The sequence below is a fragment of the Novosphingobium sp. 9U genome, assembly GCF_902506425.1.
GTDB lineage: Bacteria > Pseudomonadota > Alphaproteobacteria > Sphingomonadales > Sphingomonadaceae > Novosphingobium.
Genome location: NZ_LR732469.1, coordinates 1,708,129 through 1,726,748, shown reverse-complemented (window position 1 = coordinate 1,726,748; position 18,620 = coordinate 1,708,129). Strand labels below are relative to the sequence as shown.

Sequence of the window (18,620 nt, the reverse complement as noted above, 5' to 3'; positions counted from 1 at the left end):
AGCTGTGATCGCGCCGAGCGCGAAAAGAACGACGCACGCACTGGTCAGCATGGCATTGTCTCCTCGACGGTTGTGGCTCGTGCCTCTGACAAGCTGTGGATAGCTTGTGGATGAGCCAAATTCGTTCTATCAATGTTCTGAGGAGACAATGTTCACGTTTTGTTCGTACCGTCAACCGATTCGTGATTGTCGGCTTCTTCGGGGTGGCAAGATCACCTGATCCCGACCGTCCAAGATGGGGAGCCGGTTCGCTCACATCCGTCATGGGCAGAGGATTGAATGAAGCTTCGCCCTCATTGAGGGCGAGGCTCTTGCATAAGCTTGAGTAGCTTTCGCCCATCAAGCCGCCGAGCGCGGCTTGATGAACTGGTGCAGACGGTGCGTGATCGGCTTGGCTAGGGCATGCCGCGACTGGCGAGGGCGACGCACGCTCGACACGGCATCGAGATCCAGTGCGGGCTCGCGGAAGTTCACCACGATCTCGCTACCATAGGCTGGCATCGCGACCCGACGCTTGAGTTCGAGAACCGCGTCGAGGTTCGAAGCAACGCTGCGCCAGATCACCAGCAGCGAGAGCAGACCGACAAAGGCGAACAGGACGGGTGCAACGATGCTCATACGGCGTCTCCGGGCAGGGCTTGCGCCTGCAACTTCATCCGACCTGTCGACCCTCCGCGATGGTCTTCGTGTCGCGGCCTGATCGTCGTCAGATATTCACCAAATACGGATTAACCATGATAAGTTCCTGTACCTGCGCGATAATCATCCACTTTGAGGCGAGTTGAAGGCGGCGTGCGGTGAAATGCCGGTAGATTTCGCCGAGTGAAGGCTGTAGAGGCAGCGCGCCGCAGCGTTTCCTCCCGATTCACGGGTGGCAAGGGCAACGGCGAATCCACATGGGACGCACCACATACCGGTGCCGCAGCGGGGTCTCCGCACGGTTCCAGCGTCCCAGAGGCAGGTCTTCAGGTGAAGACCTTCAACCGGAAAGGAATTATCTATGGCGGCTCCTGTCGTCACCATGCAGCAATTGATCGAGGCCGGCTCGCACTTCGGCCACCAGACCCATCGCTGGAACCCGCGGATGAAGCCGTACATCTTCGGCGCCCGCAACGGCATCCACATCATCGACCTGTCGCAGACCGTGCCGCTGTTTGCGCGCGCGCTCGACTTCATCCAGTCGACGGTTCAGGCCGGCGGCAAGGTGCTGTTCGTTGGCACCAAGCGTCAGGCGCAAGAGCCTATCGCTCAGGCGGCTCGCGCCTGCGGCCAGCACTTCGTCAACCACCGCTGGCTGGGCGGCATGCTCACCAACTGGAAGACGATCTCGGGCTCGATCAAGCGCCTTAAGAGCCTGGAAGAGCAGCTCTCGGGCGATACCCACGGCCTGACCAAGAAGGAAATCCTTCAGCTCACCCGTGAGCGCGACAAGCTGGAGCTTTCGCTCGGCGGCATTCGCGACATGGGCGGCATCCCGGACGTGATGTTCGTGATCGACGCCAACAAGGAAGATCTGGCGATCAAGGAAGCCAACGTGCTCGGCATTCCCGTCGTGGCGATCCTCGACACCAACGTGAACCCGCAGGGCATCGCGTTCCCGATCCCGGCGAACGACGACGCCAGCCGCGCCGTGCGCCTGTACTGCGACGCCGTGGCCCAGGCCGCGACCAAGGGTCACCGCGAAGGCGTGGTGGACTCAGGGATCGACATCGGCGCCCTGGACGTTCCGGTCGAGGAAACCGTCGAGGCCTGAGCCCGACGTTCCACGGCACTTTCGTCATCGAAATGTCGCGCGCCGGGCCCAATGGGTCCGGCGCGTCTGTCCATTCAAGCAAGAGGAATTTGAGCGATGGCTTACACCGCCGCTGACGTGAAGAACCTGCGCGAGCGCACCGGCGCCGGCATGATGGACTGCAAGAAGGCGCTGACCGAGACGGACGGCGACTTCGAGGCAGCCGTCGACGCGCTGCGCTCCAAGGGCCTGGCCGCCGCCGCCAAGAAGTCCAGCCGCACCGCGGCCGAGGGCCTGGTCGGCGTGGCCGTGACCGGCACCAAGGGCGTCGCCGTCGAGGTGAACTCCGAGACCGACTTCGTGGCCAAGAACGAGCAGTTCCAGGATTTCGTGCGCAACGCCACCCAGGCCGCGCTCGAGGTTTCGGGCGACGACGTCGAGGCGCTCAAGGCCGCGGCCTACCCGACCGGCGGCACCGTCGGCGATGCGCTGACCAACAACGTCGCCACCATCGGTGAAAACCAGCAGATCCGCCGCATCAAGACGGTCAAAGTCTCGCAGGGTCTGATCGTGCCTTACATGCACAACGCCGCCGCGCCGAACCTCGGCAAGATCGGCGTGCTTGTGGCGCTCGAGTCCGAAGCTTCGGCCGAAGTGCTCGAGGCGCTGGGCAAGCAGATCGCCATGCACATCGCCGCGGCCTTCCCGCTGGCGCTGAACGCCGACGATCTCGACGCCGACCTGATCGAGCGCGAGCGCAAGGTCGCGGCCGAGAAGGCTGCCGAGAGCGGCAAGCCCGAGGCGGTCCAGGCCAAGATGGTCGACGGTGCGATCGCCAAGTACGCCAAGGAGAACGCTCTCCTCAGCCAGCTGTTCGTGATCGACAACAAGACGCCGATCCAGCAGGTCGTCGACCAGGCTGGCAAGGAAGCCGGCACCAAGATCGTCCTCAAGGACTTCGTGCGCTTCCAGCTGGGTGAGGGCATCGAAAAGCAGGTCAGCGACTTCGCAGCCGAGGTTGCGGCGCTGCAGGGCTGATCTTCGGTCCTCTGTCGCGAAAGTCACAAGCGGGTCGGAAGCGCGAGCTTCCGGCCCGTTTTGCGTCGGGGTGACGGGGAAGATGATCCTCTCTCCGCCGGGCAGAGGATACGCAGGCTTAGGAGCGAAGCGACTTAGCTGGAGTTGGAGAGGGCAGAACGCGCACGCAGCCCTCTCCAAGCTGCGCTAGGCCCTTGCGGGCCAAGCTTCGCTAACCTCTCCCCGGCGGGGAGGGGAGTGATCCGCGCACTCTTACAGTCCGCCCATGAAGCGGAACGCGAAGCGGTAGTCGGCCGGCGCGATCGTCAGGCCTTTTTCGCCTGCGACGCGGTCGGGTTGCACTTCCACCAGTTCAAGCGTGCCGTCCGCCACGGGCCTCGGCTGTCCTTGTGTCAGTTCCAGCACCTGGCTGCCGCGGCCCAGATCGACGCGGACACTGAGGCGTACGCGCCCGGCCCAGACGCAGCGCGCGTTCATGGGACAGCGGCTGTCTTCCAGCACCCCAAGCGGCGTGACCTTGGGCCCGCCGACGCCGACCGTCTGCCCGAGGGCGGCGCGGGCCAGTCCGTCCGCTTGCTCGACGGAGGTGGGTGGCGGCGCGGTGGCGGTGCAGCCGGTGAGAGCCATCGCCAAGGCGGCAAGGAGGATCGTTCTCATTGATCCTAGATCCAGGCTGCCGGCTGAATGCATGCGGAACGCTTGGCGGGCCCGAACACTACAGCTAGAGCGCGGTGATGTTCGACAAAGACGATCCACCACCCGAGTGCCACCTCTACCTGATATCGCCGCTGGATGTCGGCGGTCAGTTTCCCGATCGACTCGCCCGGGCGCTCGACGCCGGGCCAGTCACCGCGTTCCAGTTCCGGGTCAAGAACGTCGACCAGCATGAGGCTGCGCGCCTAGCAGAGCCGCTGCAGGCGATCTGTGAGGCGCGAGACGTGACCTTCATCGTCAATGACTCGATCGGCCTTGCTAAGCGCCTGGGCGCCGATGGCGTGCACCTGGGCCAGGATGACGGCGACCCGACCGAGGCGCGCCAGGAACTCGGCCGCGATGCCCAGATCGGGGTGACGTGCCACGACAGCCGCCACATGGCGATGGAAGCTGGCGAACTCGGCGCGGACTACGTCGCATTCGGCGCCTTCTACCCGACTACGACCAAGGAGGTGAAGCACACCGCCGGCCTGGACCTGCTCGAGTGGTGGCAAGCCGTGTTCGAGCTGCCATGCGTGGCGATTGGCGGCATCACGCCCGCCAACTGCGCACCGCTAGTGAGGGCCGGGGCAGACTTCCTAGCCGTCAGCGGCGCCGTCTGGAACGGAGACGAAGCCGCCGCGGTTCGGGCCTTCCATGAGGCGATCGCGGCGGCTCGCGCCTGATCAGGCGAACTCGTCCTCGGGGTTCCGGAACACGGGGTAGGAGCCCAGACCGACGAACATGAAGGCGGCGAGGAGCATCACGGGGGCGGCGATCGATTCCAGCATGTCGTAGCTGCCGGTCGCGTCGTGGATCATACCGGCAAACAGTGGCCCGAAAGCGGCGCCTGCCATCATCGCCGAGCTGATCGTCCCGAAGATCGCGCCGAAGTTGCGCATGCCGGCATAGCGGCTGGCGAGGTAGGTGGAGATCTGGAGCCCTGCGCCGCTCGCGAAGCCGACGCACATAACGCCGACGATCTTGGGAGTCGTTCCTCCGAACAAGCCGATGAGAAGGAAGTGGCCGAGCGCTCCGATGGCGAAGCCGGAGAACGGCAGCAGGCTGCCCTGGACCTTGTCGAGCAGCCAGCCGACCGCCAGCTTGCCGACCAGCCCGGCGACGCCCGCAAGCGCGGCGATTTCGACCGCTCGGTTCATCGGGATGCCGGTTTCCGAGACGATCCGGACGAGGTGGACGGTCACGCCCGACCCCACGACCGAGGAGAGCAGCGCCGCCAAGCCGATGCGGATGACACGGCTGTCGCGGCTCGCCTCGCGGACCGTCAGGCCGGGAAGGATGATCTTGTCAGGGAGCGGGCTGTTGGGAACCGCGGTGCGCGCCACCCGCGCCTTGGCGTCGAAGTAGAGCGGAACGACCAGCAGCAGCGACACGCCTGCCCAGCCAAGGCCGATGGCGATGTAGGCGACGCGCCAGCCGAACGCATTGATCAGCGCATTCGCGGCGATCGGTGCGAACGTCTGCCCGATCGCCGCGCCGCTCAGCATGACTGCGAGCGCGAGGCTGCGGCCATGGGTGAACACGCTGGAGATGCCCGCGCTCCATACGGTCGACTTGAACAGCAGCGCGAACAGGCCATAGCTCACATAAAGAGCGATCCACTGCCAGAGCGCACCGTTGAGCGTGCTGAAGGCAGCGAAGATGCAGCCGCAGATGGCCAAGCCGGCGATTGCTATCTTGCGGGTGCCGACGCGATCGAGCAGCACGCCCACGAACGGTCCACCCAGCATGGAGATGCCGGCGAAGATCGTCAGCCCGGAGGAGAGCGCGGTGCGGCTCCAGCCGAACTCGCGCTCCAGCGGGCCGATGAACGTGCCCAGCGAGTAGGTGATGACCGAATAGAACGACATCCCGATCATGGCCGCCAGCACGGTCGGCCACGATCGTCTCCATTCGGCGCGAGCCGTCAGCGCTTCTTCCATGCCGAACCTCTTCCGTCGCGCCGATTTTCTATCCTCTCCTGAGGTTCAGGAGAGTGGCGCTTTAGGGTAGACACATGTCGAGTTAGAAGTCGATCTTGGCGATCACGTCCTCACCGAACTTCAGCGCCTGTTCGCAATATTCGGTGCGGCTATCGGTGTAGATGCTGGCGCCCGAGCCATCGACGCCCATGGACTTCAGGTGCGCGTAGTGGTCGATCGCCTCCTGCGCGCTCCAGTTGCCCTGCAGCGAGAAGGTGGAGGAGGCGATGACCTTTGGCGGCGTCTCGCGACCGATCTTCTGCGCGTGCTCAGCCATGTAGGCGATGGCGTCGAGGATGTCCTGGTCCTCGGACAGGTTCGCGGTACGCGCGGTGTCGGTCACCTGCTTGGGCACGAAGAACGGGTGCCAGGCATCGCCCAGTTCCACCGCACGGCGCAGCGCGCGCTTCGAGTTGCCGCCGACCAGCAGCGGCGGGTGCGGCGTCTGCACCGGGGTCGGCAGCATGCGGTTGCCGAGCGCCTTGTAGCCGGTGCCTTCGAACTCGAAATCCTCGCCGGTCCAGGCCAGCTTCATGGCCTTCATGTACTCGTCCATCAGGTCGTTGCGGTTGTCGAACTCGACACCCAGCGCTTTGTATTCGGCCTTGAGGTAACCGGCGCCCAGACCCAGGATCACCCGCCCGTTGGTGAACCGATCGAGCGAGGAGACCATGCGCGCGGTGATGAACGGGTTGCGATAGGGCAGCACCAGGATGTTGGTCTGCAGCCGCAGCGTGGTGGTGACCGCACCCACCATCGAGAGCATGACGAAGGGGTCCTGCGCATAGTGGCCGCCGCTGTCGAGCCAGCGGGCGCTCGGCACCGGGTGGTCGGTTACGGTGCCGGCATAAAAGCCTGCCTGCTCGATCGCCTTGGCGCATTGGTGCACGGCATCCATCGAGACGAATTCGTCCGGATGCTGGATGTGGTCGAAGGGGAGGGTGGTGCTCAAGGTGAAGGTCATGTCTTTGCGTCCTGATGATGGCGTGAGGTTCAGCGCGCGATTTCCGGCGGCAGGACCCAGTCTTCGTTGGCGTTGCGCACCCAGCCGCTCGATGCCCAGGAGCCGCCGTCGACCGGAATGATCGTGCCGGTCACGTAGCTGGCAAGCGGCGAGGCGAGGAACACGACGACCTTGCCGCACTCCTCCTCCAGCCCGGCGCGACCGAGGGGGATACGGCGGCGGATCGAGTCGAGCGCGGCATCGCTGAGCGGGGGCCATTGGCTCTCGTCGATGGGGCCGGTGAACTGGCCGTTCGTGCCCGAGGTGCGGGTATAGTCGGGCGCGATCGTGTTCACGCGCACGCCTTGCTCGGCGAACTCAAGCGCCAGCGTGCGAGTGAGGTTGTTGATGCCAGCCTTGCACGCCGCGTAGACGGCATAGCCTGGCGCCGCGCGCGATCCCTCGATGCTGCTGACGTTGATCACCGAACCGCCGCGCCCGCCTTCGATCATCACCGGCACGGCCGCTTGCGTGGCGGCCAGGTTGCTGATCAGATTGAGGTCAATGTGGCGGCGCCAGTTCTTCTCCTGCAAGTCGAGGAATGGGCGGCGAGTGACGCCGCCGGCATTGTTCACCAGCACGTCCATGCGCCCGAAGGTGTCCGCAGCGCGCTTGACCGCATCCTGGAGAGGGCCGACTTCCATGACGTTGACCGGCAGGCCCAGCGCCTTGCCACCGCGTCGCTCGATCTCGGCCACCATCTGCTCGCAACGCTCGGGGATGACGTCGACCACCGCAACATCGGCACCCATGTCGGCAAGGCACAGCGCCGAGGCCCGGCCGATGCCTCCGCCACCGCCCGTAACGAAGGCGGCCGAGCCGGTCAGGCTGATGTCGTTTGTATCCATTCTCTCCCTCGGCGCTTGGCTACGCTTCCTGCATGCAGCCTGTTGCATCCGCCAAATCGGCAGGTTCGTCTATATCTTTCTCCAGCCCGGCGCTGAGGAGCACCTCGATCTTGTATCCGAGTCGCTCCGCTTCGGCGCGGTGTGCGGCAAAGCTGGCAGTGCCGTAGGCGAAAGTGAACTGGTCGGTGCAAGCCGACGGCAAAGATAGCGCGTTGGTGCCGGTGCCATGGCGGTCAGGGGCAATGCCGATCGCATCGCCAGGGACGCCGGCAAGCATGTCGAAGTCGTTCGCGTCGATCCGGGGCAGGTCGGCCGGGGCGATGATGATGCGGTTGGGTTCCGCCTCCCAGGACGATGCTATTCCTTCGCTCAGCTGCCGGACTGTCGAAAAAAGGACTTGGTTGAGGCCATCTCCATGCTCGTCCAGCAGCGTGATACCCAGCCCGTGGTCCGACGGCCCCACCAGGCACACCCGTCTCACCGCCTTGCACCCTCTTGCAGCGTCGATGACCCGCTCCAGCATGGCGGATACGAGCGCCTGCCGCTGACGTCCATCCAGCACTTCGGCAAGGCGCGTCTTGCCCTCGCCAGGCGCTTTGACTGGGATCACCACCCAGCACACCGGCGGCAAGCGGGGAGGCGTGCCGCCGTTCACGGGATCGCCGGGGCGTCCGTCAGGTTGGTGAAGCGGATGCCCGCGCCGTCGGCCTTGTAGGTCTTGTTCATGTAGATCAGGATCGAGGTCAGCGCCTCGGCTGCGGCCGAGTTCGCCAGTGCGCCGCCGGCGAGGCCACGGAGGCCCATGCCCGGGCACAAGTCGACGATCGTCTTGCGCGCTTCGATGTCGTCGGAGAACACCAGCACGTCGCACTCGATCGCGTGATCGCTGTCGAGGTGGTGAGCCGAGACGTTGTGGAACGCTGTGACCAGCCGCACGTCGGGCCCGAGGTGCGCCTGCGCTTGCAACGCCGCGCTGCCTTCGGCCGGCAGCTGCACGCGCATGACCTTGGGCGGCACCAACGGCACGGTGGTGTCGACGACGATGGCGTTGCCGACCTTGTCCTTTATCTGCACCAGGGTGTCTCCCTGTGAGGCGTGAGGGACGGTGACGATGACGATATCCTTGCCCCCTGCGGCGTCGGCGTTTGCCGCATAGCCCGCAGCCCCGAGCTCCTCAGCGGTGCCTTGCGCCTTTTCGGCAGAGCGCGACCCGATCGTTACTTCGTGGCCTGCCTTGACGAGCCTGCGGGCGATACCCTTGCCGAGTGCGCCAGTCCCTCCGATCACCGCGATGGATGCCATGTCTCGTCCGTCTCCCGTCGAATTGCCTGTTGCGTGGCCATGGGCATTGCCGATAGCGGCTTGGCGATGCCAACGAAAAGTCCACGTTTGGGAGCATCGATGCAAGTGCCAGCATCCTCGCCAGAGCACGCCCGGTGACCGCGATCCGGGCTATCCCGCTGCATGGTATGCCGCTTTTCGAGACCGGTATGGCGCTGGCGCGTGAGATCTGCGCGGCGATTGATCGCGCAGGCGAAGTGCTGGGCGGGGACGACGTCATCGTCGTCGCACAGAAGATCGTCTCCAAGGCTGAGGGCAGAACAATCGACCTCTCGTCGGTGACACCGGGTGACGAGGCGCACCGCATCGCGGTCGAGACCGCGCGCGAGCCGCAGATGGTGCAACTCATCCTGGACGAAAGCGAGGAGCTGCTGCGCACCACGCCTGCCGCCATCATCGCACGCCATCGCACCGGGCACGTGCTGGCCAACGCGGGGATCGACGCGTCGAACGTCGAGGGCGGGGAGAGCGGCACCGTCCTGCTCTGGCCGCGCGACCCGGATGCGTCCGCGCGCGCGATTCGGGCCGACATCGTGGCGCTGACCGGCCTCAACCCCGCAGTAGTGATCGCCGACAGTATGGGGCGCGCCTGGCGCGTCGGCACTGTCGGCACCGCGATCGGCTGCGCGGGCCTGACCGTGGTCGACGACAAGCGAGGCACCGGCGTCGACTTGTTTGGCCGCACGCTGCAGGCGACGCAGATCGCCGTCGCGGACTCGGTCGCCGCACTCGCATCGCTGGCCATGGGCGAGAGCGACGAGGGCACTCCGGCAGCGCTGGTGCGCGGCGTGGGTGCATGGGTCCGCGACGACGATGGCCCTGGAGCCGCCAGCGGCCTGCGCCCGATCGCGCAGGACATGTTCCGGTGAGCGGACACGTTCTCGCGCTCTCTGGCGGCGTCGGCGGGGCGAAGCTGGCGGCTGGGCTGGCGGCGGTGCTCGCGCCTGAGGACCTCACCATCGCCGTCAACACCGGCGACGACTTCGAGCATCTGGGGCTGACGATCTGCCCCGACATCGACTCGGTGACCTACGCGATGGCCGGGCTCAATGACACCGATCGGGGCTGGGGCGTGGTCGGCGAGACTTGGCAGGCGATGGCGATGCTGCGCGGGCTTGGTGAAGAGGACTGGTTCAATCTGGGTGACCGCGACTTGGGCATGCATCTGGCGCGCTCATGGCGGCTGCGCGCGGGCGAGACCCTGTCCGAGGTCACTGCGCGCTTGACCCGCAATTTGGGAATCGCACACGCGATCGTGCCGATGAGCGACGATCCGGTGCGTACGCAGATCGTTACGGCGCAAGGTACGCTCGACTTCCAACACTACTTCGTGCGCGAGCAATGCCGGCCGGTTGCGCGTGCGATCCGCTTCCAAGGCGTGCCCGGCGCGCGGCCCTCGCCCGGTTTGACGGCAGCGTTGGCACGACCGGACCTTGCCGCGGTGATCGTGTGTCCCTCGAATCCCTACCTCAGCGTAGACCCCATCCTCGCGGTCGATGGCGTGCGTACGGCGCTGCAGAACCGTTCGGTGCCGCTGGTGGTTGTCTCGCCACTCGTCGGAGGCAAGGCCTTGAAAGGCCCGCTCGGCAAGCTCCTGGACGAACTCAACGCCGAGGCGAACAACCTGGCGATTGCCAGCCATTACCGTGGCTTGGCCGATCACCTGATCATCGACGAGGCGGATGTGGGCGATGCAGAGGGGTTGCGCGGGCTCGGGGTTTCGGTCACCATTACCGGAACAGTCATGTGCGATGCCGGTGATCGGGAAAGGCTTGCGCGCGTAGCACTGTCAGCTGCCCGCATCGAACTGGAAGACCATGGCACCCGCTGACCGTGCACTGACGGACCGACTGCTTTTTGCTCCCCTGGCCGAGCTCCAGGCCGAGGCTCGCGCGCGTCGCGATGCGTCTCGGCCAGCGCGGATGACCTACTCGCGCAAGGTCTTCATCCCGCTCACCCGCCTGTGCGCCGATGTGTGCCACTACTGCACTTTCGCGACTACGCCCTCGCGCGTGAAAGCACCCTACCTGACGCCCGAGCAAGTGCTGGAGATCGCGCGCGAGGGTGCCGCCGCCGGGTGCAAGGAGGCGCTGTTCACCCTCGGCGATGCGCCCGAGCGCCGCTACGCGGTCGCCCGCGAGTGGCTGGCCGAACATGGGTTCGAGCGCACGATCGACTATGTGCGCCATTGCGCCGGCCTCGTACTGAAGGAGACGGGGCTTCTCCCGCATATCAATGCCGGAGTGCTCGACGAGGAGGACTGGCGCATGCTGCGGCCGGTCATGGCCTCTGGCGGGCTGATGCTGGAGAGCACGTCGGAGCGCCTGCTGGAGAAGGGCGCCTGCCACCACGGCTCGCCGGACAAGGTGCCGGCCGTTCGCCTCGCATCACTGGCGGCAGCCGGACGGGCTCTCGTGCCTGTGACCAGCGGCATCCTGATCGGCATCGGCGAGACCGCGGCGGAGCGTATCGAAGCCTTGCTCGCGCTGCGCGATCTGCAGGCCGAACACGGCCACTTGCAGGAAGTGATCGTCCAGAACTTCTGCCCCAAGCCGGGTACGAAGATGGCCGAAGCGCCGGAGGCGACGGAGGCTGATTTCCTGCGGGTGATCGCCGCGGCGCGCATCGTCCTGCCCGACGAGGTGTCCGTGCAGGCGCCGCCCAACCTCAACGACGAGCGCCTGTCCGAACTGATCGACTGCGGCATCGACGATTGGGGCGGCATCTCGCCCGTTACGCAGGACCACGTGAACCCCGAAGCGCCGTGGCCCGAGGTGGATCGCCTAGCCGCCATCTGCGCGCGAGCCGGGCTGCCGCTGGTCGAGCGTCTGACGGTCTACCCGCGGTTCGTCGCTACCGACGACCGCTCCTGGATTGATCCGACGCTGCGGCCGGCCGTGCTCAAGCTCTCCGACAGTGACGGTCTGGGCCGTGACAGCCGCTGGAGCCCCGGAGTTGCCGAGTCGGCCCCGGGGACGCCTCGTCAACCGCTGGGCGCGCATCACGAGGGGCCTGTCGCCAGCCAACTGCACCGCATCCTCGATCGCGCCGCGGCCGGTGAGGGGCTGGCCGAAGACCAGATCGTTGCCCTGTTCGCCACCCGCGGCGCTGCGGCGCAGGCAGTCGTGGAGACGGCGGACGCCCTGCGTGCGCAAGTGAGCGGCGAGGCGGTGACTTACGTCATCAACCGCAACATCAATTACACCAACATCTGCACGCATGCCTGCTCGTTCTGCGCGTTCTCCAAGACCAGCAGCAAGGGCGGATTTCGCGACAAGCCCTATGACCTCGATCTGTCCGAGATCGCGGGCCGCGCGCGCGAAGCGGTGGAGCGGGGCGCGACCGAGGTCTGCCTGCAGGGCGGTATCCACCCGCGCTACACGGGCGAGACGTACCTTTCTATCCTGCGCGCGGTGAAGGCCGAGTGTCCCGACCTTCACGTCCATGCCTTCTCGCCGCTCGAGGTGAGCCAGGGTGCGCGCACGCTGAGCATGACGGTGCCCGATTACTTGCGCATGCTGAAGGATGCCGGCCTCGGCTCGCTTCCGGGTACCGCGGCGGAGATCCTGTGCGACGACATTCGCGCTCAGATCTGCCCGGACAAGGTGACGACGCAGGAATGGCTCGACGTTGTCGGTGCTGCGCACGAGGTCGGCTTGCCGACGACGTCGACAATCATGTTCGGCCACCTCGAACGTCCCGAGCACTGGGCACGGCACCTGCTCGAGCTACGTCGCCAGCAGGACCGCACGGGTGGTTTCACCGAGTTCGTGCCGCTGCCGCTGGTCCACATGGAAGCACCGTTCTACCGCCGGGGGCAGAGCCGCAAGGGTCCGACCTGGCGCGAGGCGGTGATGATGCACGCCGTGGCGCGACTGGCGCTGCATGGCTCGATCTCCTCGATCCAGTGCTCCTGGGTGAAGCTGGGTGTCGAAGGTGCGGCGGCGGTGCTGGCAGCTGGAGCCAACGACCTGGGCGGCGTGCTGATGAACGAGAGCATCAGCCGTGCGGCTGGAGCCAGCCATGGCCAGGACGTCAGCGTGGATGACTTGCACGCCGCTGCGGCTGCGGCAGGACGACCGCTGAAGCGGCGCACAACGCTCTACGGAGATCCCGAGCGCAGGGCAGTCCCCCAGCTCGCCTGAGGCGTCAACGCGATCGAGGCGCGCGCCACTCATCTCGCCAATGTATATATTGCCGTTGCGCATGCGGCAGCGCGATGCGATGGGTCCTGCCTCGACAAATCGTCCAAGTCACGCGGAGAGTGCCATGCGTCCCGTCAAATCCGTCGTCTACAAGCAGATCCCCCGGTCCGACGCCGGCCTGATCGAGCGCGCGCGCAAGTTCGGCATTGCCGACCTGCATGAAGGCCTTGGCGCAGTTGCCGGTCGCATGTGCCTGATGAGCCCGCGCATGCAGTCGCGTCAGGATGGGCAGGGCACCGTGGTCGGGCCGGCGATTACCGCATGGAACTATCCAGGCGACAATCTGGCGATCCACTGCGCGCTGGAGGTGGCACAGGCAGGTGACGTGCTTGTCCTCACCAACGGCGGGGGCCATCAGGGCGCACTATGGGGTGACGTTGCTTGTGGCTTCGCGAAAAAGCAGGGGCTCGCGGGCGCAGTGATCGAGGGCGCCGCGCGAGACATCGACGCGATCCGCGAACTGGAGTTTCCGATCTGGTCGACCGCGGTCTCGGTCGAACATCCTGAAAAGCGCGGTCCCGCGGCGGTGAACGTCCCCCTGACGGTCGATGGCGTGCTGGTGGAGCCCGGCGACCTTGTATGCGCCGATACCGATGGTGTGCTGGTCGTACCGCGCGCACTCTTGCAGCACGCCGTCGAAGGTGCGGAGAAGCGCGCCCAGACCGAAGTTACCATTCGCGCGCGTATCGCCGCGGGCGAACGTCCGTTCGACATCTTCGGTTTCCGCAACACGGTCGCGGATTTGGGAGTGGAGATCAAGGACTGCAGCTGGCAGGAGGATGCGTGAGGCAGCGACGGCACGTCATATCGACCAGGGCCCGCGACCCGGGTGCAATGCAGAGGCGCACGACAGAGTAAAAAGCGTATTTACGATGAGCCGTTAGCATCAGCCCCACGCTATCGGAAATTGACCTTGACGCCTCTGCCCCTTTGTAAACTATACACTTATGGGGGCAGCGGGGCGCTGCCGCGCGCAATGGGGAGCGCCGGCCAGATATGATGGATGCAATCGCCGAAGACGATACGTCGGCTGAGCACTTGTACAATGATGTCTACTGCGAAGTGTTCGCAGGAATGACTGCCAAACAACATGAAGTGTTCGCATGCCTTGCAGAAAATAGGACAAGCAAGGAGATTGCTGGTCGCTTACAGGTGTCCGAAAGCGCGATCGTGCAGCGGATCGAGGCCGTGCGCAGCCGGACTGGTTTCCCTCCTCGTGCCGAGCTTGCACGGGCATATCGGCGTTATCTCGAAAGCGGCTTCTTCGACTGTAAGCCGGTCTCTCAAGGGACAGAACCGGCACGCAACGATGCCGATCTTGCGGCGTGGCAGCGGCAGGCCGCAGACTGGATCCTGCCGGGAGCCATGGTGGGGCCAAACGCCGGGTTGAACCGCATTGCCGCGATGGTGGTCATCGCCGGAGGATTGTTGGTGGTGGCGCTGGCGAGTCTGGGCGTGGTGAACGCGCTGCCTGCGATGGCCGAGCGCATGGCGGACGCGCACAAGGCACTGCCCGCGCTTCCATGACCTTTCAGGATGTGCTGCTGCTCGTCGCGGCGATGACCTGCGGTGCGGCTGTGCGATATGGATCGGCGCCCGAACGGGTGCTCTCGTCGGCGTTCCTGGCTTCGCTGCTGCTCGAGGAGGCTTTCGCGGCGCTTGTGGGACGCGAGTTCGCAACTCAGTACGACGCGATCTACCTGGCGCTGGAGCTTGTGCTCCTGCTGGTAGTATGTGCCGTCGCCCTCAGGGCCAACCGGGTCTATCCGCTATGGCTTGGCGGGGCGCAGATCATCGCCGTAGCGGCTCATGCGCTGCCGCGTACCCTGGGTGAGGGCAGCCTTCTTGCTTGCGAGTTGATCGATACGGGAGGCGTCGCTGTCGGCTTGTTCGTCCTGATCGTGGGCCTGCGCTGCCATGCCCGGCGGCAACAGAGGCTGGGTCGTACCTATCCAGACTGGACGGTCGCTGCCGAGCGGGTCTGATTGGATACATTGCGCACGATTTTGCTTGCCGCTCGGTGCATGAGCGCACATGACGCGGACGAGAGGATCCACAAGCAGATCGGCACCCCGCATGAGCAAGCACATCCACCTCGTCAGCTTCCTGATCAACTCGCCGATCAACCACACGGTGCTCAGCTGGGCGGCGCCGGGCGACAATCGGCTCGATGCGCTGGGTGAGCTCAAGCTGTGGCAGGACCTTGCCCGCACGCTGGAGCGCGGCAAATTCGATGGCATATTCTTCGCCGACACCCCCGGCGTGTTCGACCGATATCGCGAGAGCCACGAGGACGCGGTGAAGTATGGCGTGTGCTGGCCCTGCTTCGATCCCGTAGTGCTGCTCAGCGCTTTGGCCGCGGCTACCACGCACCTGGGTCTGGCGGCGACGATGTCGACCAGCTCGTACCAACCCTGGACCATCGTGCGCCAGCTCGGCACGCTGGACTACTTGTCGGGCGGGCGCGTCGGCTGGAACATCGTCACCGGCCACTTGCGCGGTGAGCATCGGGCGCTCGGCCTCCACCAGCTCGATCATGATCGCCGCTACGACCGTGCGGACGAATACATGGAGGTCTGCTACAAGCTGTGGAATTCGGTGAAGCCGGGCGCCGTACTGGCCGATCGCGAAGCCGGCATCTACGCCGACCCCGACAAAGTCGAGTTCATCGACCACCAGGGCGAGTTCTTCTCCTGCCAGACAGTGTCGCCGGTGCTGCCTTCGCCGCAGGGCCATCCGGTGCTGTTCCAGGCAGGCAGCTCCGGCCGCGGCCAGCAGTTCGCGGTCAGCCATGCCGACGTGGTGTTCTCGATCCAGCCCAACGTCGCGGGCATGAAGCGCTTCATGACCAACCTCGAGGAGGCCGCGCAGGGCGCGGGCAAGAAGACGCCGGGCGTCAGCTTCGGCGTCCAGCCGATCGTTGGCGGCACGGAGGAGGAAGCCAAGCGCAAGCTGCAGGACCTGGTCGAGCGGTTGCCGATCGACGGCTGCCTGGCGCGTCTGTCGGGCACCATGGGCGTCGACTTCGCCGGCATGGACCTCGACCAGCCACTCGTCGAGATGAAGACGCAAGGCTCGCAGGGGCTGATGAAGGCCTTCTCGAACATCGAGGGCGACAAGCCGCTCACCTTGCGCGAGGTGGCGATCCGCTGGGGCCTGGCCGTCGGCAAGCCACAGATCATCGGCGCGCCGGAGCAAGTGGCCGACCGTCTCGAGCAGATCTGGCGCGAGACCGGGTGCTACGGCTACAACATGACGCCCACCGTGATGGCCTCTTCGGTTGAGGACTTCGTCGACCAGGTCGTACCGATCCTGCAGAAGAAGGGCGTGTATCGTACCGAGTACGAAGGCACGACCTTCCGCGCCAATCTCGGCCTGGATTGATCCGCGCATGAGTATCGCCGGCAAGGCGCACAACATCGCGCAGCTTCGCGAACTGGCGCGGCGGCGCCTGCCGCGCGCGATCTTCGAGTTCATCGAGCGCGGCACCGAAGACGACCTGCTGATCAACCGCAACGTCGCGGCGCTCCAGGCGATCAACCTGGTGCCGCGCACGCTGCGCAATGTCGATCACCGCGATCCCTCGATCGAGCTGTTCGGCCGCAAGCAGCCGCTGCCCTTCGTCATCGCGCCGACCGGCGTGTCCGACCTGCTGGCCTATCGCGGCGAGCGCGCCATCGCGACCGCGGCGGCGAAGGCGGGCATCCCGTTCACGCAGACCACCAGTTCGACCACCAGCTTCGCCGAGATCGCCAAGTGCGCCACCTCCGGCCACTGGATGCAGATGTACTTGTGGGAGCGCCGCGACCTGTCATGGCGGGTCGTCGATGCGGCGGGCGAAAACGGCGCCGACGTGCTGGTGCTGACGGTCGATACGCCGATGTGGCCGCTGCGCGAGTTCAACAAGCGCGCGGGCATGTCCAATCCGATCCGGCCCAATGCCGTGCTGGTCAGCGACTTCCTCAAGCGGCCGAGCTGGCTCGCCTCCGTGATCGCGCGGTACTACCTGAACGGTGGGCTGCCGCAGTTCGCCAACTATCCGCCTGAAGTCGGCGGCAAGCTGACCGGCGTCGTCAGCCGCGTCGCCAACTCGGCCTCGGTGTGCTGGGACGACGTCGCCGAGCTGCGGCGGCGTTGGCCGGGCAAGCTGGTCCTGAAGGGCATCCTCAGCGTCGACGATGCGAAGCTGGCGGTGGAGCACGGCGTCGATGGCATCGCCGTGTCGAACCACGGCGGCCGCAACTTCGACAGCTCTCCGCCGGCGATCAGCGTGTTGCCCGGCATCGTCGACGCCGTGGGCAAGGACCTGACCGTGCTGTTCGACAGCGGCGTTCGGCGCGGGGCGGACATCGTGAAGGCGCTGGCCATCGGGGCCAAGGCGGTGCTGGTGGGTCGCGCCACGCTCTACGGCTGTGCGGCGGGCGGAGAGCAGGGGGCGAGCCATGCCATCGCGCTGCTGGCGAACGAGATCGACGTCGCCATGGCGATGGTTGGCGTGAACCGGCTGGCCGAACTGGATCGGACTTACCTGGCCTAATGTCGTCTCGCTTCAGCCTGGCACGACAATGTTCGCCTCTGGGGACTTGCCACGCGCGCGCCAACGTTGAACGGTAGTTCAAACGCTATCGGGAGAGGTCCGTGCAGAAGATCGACGTCAACGGGATCAACATCGCCTATGAGTTGCTGGGCAAGGAAGGCGACCCTGCCGTCGCGCTGACCCCGGGCGGCCGCTTTACCATGGACGTGCCCGGCTTGCGCGAGATGGCCGAGGCTTTCGTCGCTGCCGGCAAGCGCGTGCTGATCTACGACCGCCCCAACTGCGGCTATTCCGACGCGACGCTGCTCGGCGCCAGCGAGTCCGAGACGCAGGCCGAGGCGCTGAGCGGCCTCATCCGCAAGCTCGACCTTGGGCCAACGGTAATCGCCGGTGGCTCTGGCGGGTCGCGTGTGTCGATGCTGGCCGCGGCACGTGATCCGGAGATATGCTCGCACCTGGCGTTGTGGTGGATCTCGGGCGACCCGATCGGCCTGATGCAACTGGCGACCTACTACTGCGGCGAGGCCGGCACACTGGCGAGCGTCGGCGGCATGGAGGCTGTGATGAAGGCGACCTCCTGGGCCGAGAACTTCAGCAAGAGCGAGCAATCGCGCGAGTTCATCCGGTCCCAGGATCCGGACAAGTTCATCGAGGTGATGCAGCGCTGGGCCGCAGCCTACGTGCCGTCCGAAGTCTCGCCGGTGCCGGGCATGACGCCGCGCGACTTCGCGCGCCTGACGATGCCGGTGCTGGTCTTCCGCAGCGGCAAGAGCGACTTGTCGCACACGCGCGCCACCAGCGAGTGGGTGCACCGCCTCGTCCCCCACTCATTCATGCAGGATCCGCCGTGGAACGACGACGAGTGGAACTACCGCTCGGGCCAGACGATGGCGGGCACCGAGGGTCATACGCTGTTCCGCAGCTGGCCCAAGCTGGTCCCGCAAATCCTGGAGTTTATTGGGGGTTAGTCGCGGCGTAACTCCTCTCCCCGCCGGGGAGAGGACAGCGGAGCTTGTTCCGCCAGGGACTAGCGCAGCTTGGAGAGGGATGCGTGCGCACTCTGCCCCCTCCAACTTCGGCTAAGTCGCTCCGCGACCAAGCCTGCGTATCCTCTCCCCGGCGGGGAGAGGAGAGGATCTTGCGTCTGCTGACCCTCGCTCGTCCGAACCGGCGTTCTCAGACAGCGGACACTCTCATCGCTTGACACGTGTCCAATTTCGGCGAAATGTCGAGGCCAATCA

19 protein-coding genes are annotated in these 18,620 nt (G+C 65.8%); 12 read left to right on the top strand and 7 right to left on the bottom strand.

Features of this window, described 5'->3' with window-relative positions; translation table 11 throughout:
• Positions 1-339: 339 nt before the first annotated feature.
• Entirely contained in the window at positions 340-618 is a 279-nt protein-coding gene (locus GV044_RS08030) for a hypothetical protein (protein ID WP_159867886.1), read from the bottom strand.
• A gap of 382 nt (positions 619-1,000) precedes the next feature.
• Between GV044_RS08030 and rpsB the strand changes: the two genes are divergently transcribed.
• Complete coding sequence (gene rpsB / locus GV044_RS08025) at positions 1,001-1,753, top strand: 30S ribosomal protein S2 (RefSeq protein ID WP_159867883.1); 753 nt, start codon at positions 1,001-1,003, stop codon at positions 1,751-1,753.
• A 96-nt stretch (positions 1,754-1,849) separates the two neighbouring features.
• The gene (gene tsf / locus GV044_RS08020; RefSeq protein ID WP_159867880.1) at positions 1,850-2,770 is read left to right on the top strand and encodes a translation elongation factor Ts; all 921 of its coding nucleotides are present in this window, start codon (positions 1,850-1,852) and stop codon (positions 2,768-2,770) included.
• A gap of 252 nt (positions 2,771-3,022) precedes the next feature.
• On the opposite strand, the gene GV044_RS08015 is transcribed toward tsf, so the two are convergent.
• The gene (locus tag GV044_RS08015) at positions 3,023-3,427 is read right to left on the bottom strand and encodes a hypothetical protein (protein WP_159867877.1); all 405 of its coding nucleotides are present in this window, start codon (positions 3,425-3,427) and stop codon (positions 3,023-3,025) included.
• A 77-nt stretch (positions 3,428-3,504) separates the two neighbouring features.
• Between GV044_RS08015 and thiE the strand changes: the two genes are divergently transcribed.
• The gene (thiE, locus tag GV044_RS08010) at positions 3,505-4,149 is read left to right on the top strand and encodes a thiamine phosphate synthase (RefSeq protein ID WP_159867874.1); all 645 of its coding nucleotides are present in this window, start codon (positions 3,505-3,507) and stop codon (positions 4,147-4,149) included.
• On the opposite strand, the gene GV044_RS08005 is transcribed toward thiE, so the two are convergent.
• From GV044_RS08005 to npdG, 5 genes are all read right to left on the bottom strand, one after another.
• Entirely contained in the window at positions 4,150-5,406 is a 1,257-nt protein-coding gene (locus tag GV044_RS08005; protein ID WP_159867871.1) for an MFS transporter, read from the bottom strand.
• 82 nt (positions 5,407-5,488) lie between these two features.
• Positions 5,489-6,409 carry an LLM class F420-dependent oxidoreductase gene (locus GV044_RS08000; protein WP_159867868.1) on the bottom strand — a complete coding sequence of 307 codons (921 nt, stop codon included), beginning with the start codon at positions 6,407-6,409 and terminating at the stop codon, positions 5,489-5,491.
• A gap of 29 nt (positions 6,410-6,438) precedes the next feature.
• On the bottom strand, positions 6,439-7,296 hold the full coding sequence (locus tag GV044_RS07995) for an SDR family NAD(P)-dependent oxidoreductase (RefSeq protein WP_159867865.1): 858 nt from the start codon (positions 7,294-7,296) through the stop codon (positions 6,439-6,441).
• Between the two features lie 19 nt (positions 7,297-7,315).
• Positions 7,316-7,906: a 2-phospho-L-lactate guanylyltransferase gene (cofC, locus tag GV044_RS07990; protein ID WP_236554798.1), complete on the bottom strand. Its 591-nt coding sequence runs from the start codon at positions 7,904-7,906 to the stop codon at positions 7,316-7,318.
• Between the two features lie 41 nt (positions 7,907-7,947).
• Positions 7,948-8,598, bottom strand: coding sequence for an NADPH-dependent F420 reductase (gene npdG, locus GV044_RS07985; protein ID WP_159867862.1), 651 nt, complete (start codon positions 8,596-8,598; stop codon positions 7,948-7,950).
• 134 nt (positions 8,599-8,732) lie between these two features.
• Between npdG and cofE the strand changes: the two genes are divergently transcribed.
• The 9 genes from cofE (at position 8,733) to GV044_RS07940 (ending at position 18,347) form a co-directional block, all read left to right on the top strand.
• On the top strand, positions 8,733-9,506 hold the full coding sequence (cofE, locus tag GV044_RS07980) for a coenzyme F420-0:L-glutamate ligase (RefSeq protein WP_236554796.1): 774 nt from the start codon (positions 8,733-8,735) through the stop codon (positions 9,504-9,506).
• Positions 9,503-10,468 carry a 2-phospho-L-lactate transferase gene (gene cofD, locus GV044_RS07975; RefSeq protein WP_159867859.1) on the top strand — a complete coding sequence of 322 codons (966 nt, stop codon included), beginning with the start codon at positions 9,503-9,505 and terminating at the stop codon, positions 10,466-10,468. Before cofE ends, cofD begins: the two co-directional genes overlap by 4 nt.
• Positions 10,455-12,782 (top strand): 5-amino-6-(D-ribitylamino)uracil--L-tyrosine 4-hydroxyphenyl transferase CofH, encoded by a 2,328-nt coding sequence (cofH, locus tag GV044_RS07970; RefSeq protein WP_159867856.1) that lies wholly within the window; start codon positions 10,455-10,457, stop codon positions 12,780-12,782. Before cofD ends, cofH begins: the two co-directional genes overlap by 14 nt.
• 124 nt (positions 12,783-12,906) lie before the next feature.
• Positions 12,907-13,629 (top strand): RraA family protein, encoded by a 723-nt coding sequence (locus GV044_RS07965; protein ID WP_159867851.1) that lies wholly within the window; start codon positions 12,907-12,909, stop codon positions 13,627-13,629.
• A gap of 209 nt (positions 13,630-13,838) precedes the next feature.
• Positions 13,839-14,369 (top strand): LuxR family transcriptional regulator, encoded by a 531-nt coding sequence (locus GV044_RS07960; protein WP_236554794.1) that lies wholly within the window; start codon positions 13,839-13,841, stop codon positions 14,367-14,369.
• On the top strand, positions 14,366-14,827 hold the full coding sequence (locus GV044_RS07955; RefSeq protein ID WP_159867848.1) for a hypothetical protein: 462 nt from the start codon (positions 14,366-14,368) through the stop codon (positions 14,825-14,827). The genes GV044_RS07960 and GV044_RS07955 overlap by 4 nt, the downstream gene beginning before the upstream one ends.
• Positions 14,828-14,918: 91 nt before the next feature.
• Positions 14,919-16,226: an NtaA/DmoA family FMN-dependent monooxygenase gene (locus tag GV044_RS07950; RefSeq protein ID WP_159867845.1), complete on the top strand. Its 1,308-nt coding sequence runs from the start codon at positions 14,919-14,921 to the stop codon at positions 16,224-16,226.
• A gap of 7 nt (positions 16,227-16,233) precedes the next feature.
• Positions 16,234-17,379, top strand: a complete 1,146-nt coding sequence (locus tag GV044_RS07945) for an alpha-hydroxy acid oxidase (protein WP_159867842.1) — start codon at positions 16,234-16,236, stop codon at positions 17,377-17,379.
• Between the two features lie 101 nt (positions 17,380-17,480).
• Complete coding sequence (locus GV044_RS07940; RefSeq protein WP_159867839.1) at positions 17,481-18,347, top strand: alpha/beta fold hydrolase; 867 nt, start codon at positions 17,481-17,483, stop codon at positions 18,345-18,347.
• The last annotated feature ends 273 nt before the right edge of the window (positions 18,348-18,620 follow it).

Coding starts and splice junctions, on each gene's coding strand:
- GV044_RS08030 (WP_159867886.1), bottom strand. CDS start 618: ATGAGCATCGTTGCACCCGTCCTGTTCGCCTTTGTCGGTCTGCTCTCG.
- rpsB (WP_159867883.1), top strand. CDS start 1,001: ATGGCGGCTCCTGTCGTCACCATGCAGCAATTGATCGAGGCCGGCTCG.
- tsf (WP_159867880.1), top strand. CDS start 1,850: ATGGCTTACACCGCCGCTGACGTGAAGAACCTGCGCGAGCGCACCGGC.
- GV044_RS08015 (WP_159867877.1), bottom strand. CDS start 3,427: ATGAGAACGATCCTCCTTGCCGCCTTGGCGATGGCTCTCACCGGCTGC.
- thiE (WP_159867874.1), top strand. CDS start 3,505: ATGTTCGACAAAGACGATCCACCACCCGAGTGCCACCTCTACCTGATA.
- GV044_RS08005 (WP_159867871.1), bottom strand. CDS start 5,406: ATGGAAGAAGCGCTGACGGCTCGCGCCGAATGGAGACGATCGTGGCCG.
- GV044_RS08000 (WP_159867868.1), bottom strand. CDS start 6,409: ATGACCTTCACCTTGAGCACCACCCTCCCCTTCGACCACATCCAGCAT.
- GV044_RS07995 (WP_159867865.1), bottom strand. CDS start 7,296: ATGGATACAAACGACATCAGCCTGACCGGCTCGGCCGCCTTCGTTACG.
- npdG (WP_159867862.1), bottom strand. CDS start 8,598: ATGGCATCCATCGCGGTGATCGGAGGGACTGGCGCACTCGGCAAGGGT.
- cofH (WP_159867856.1), top strand. CDS start 10,455: ATGGCACCCGCTGACCGTGCACTGACGGACCGACTGCTTTTTGCTCCC.
- GV044_RS07965 (WP_159867851.1), top strand. CDS start 12,907: ATGCGTCCCGTCAAATCCGTCGTCTACAAGCAGATCCCCCGGTCCGAC.
- GV044_RS07960 (WP_236554794.1), top strand. CDS start 13,839: ATGATGGATGCAATCGCCGAAGACGATACGTCGGCTGAGCACTTGTAC.
- GV044_RS07955 (WP_159867848.1), top strand. CDS start 14,366: ATGACCTTTCAGGATGTGCTGCTGCTCGTCGCGGCGATGACCTGCGGT.
- GV044_RS07950 (WP_159867845.1), top strand. CDS start 14,919: ATGAGCAAGCACATCCACCTCGTCAGCTTCCTGATCAACTCGCCGATC.
- GV044_RS07945 (WP_159867842.1), top strand. CDS start 16,234: ATGAGTATCGCCGGCAAGGCGCACAACATCGCGCAGCTTCGCGAACTG.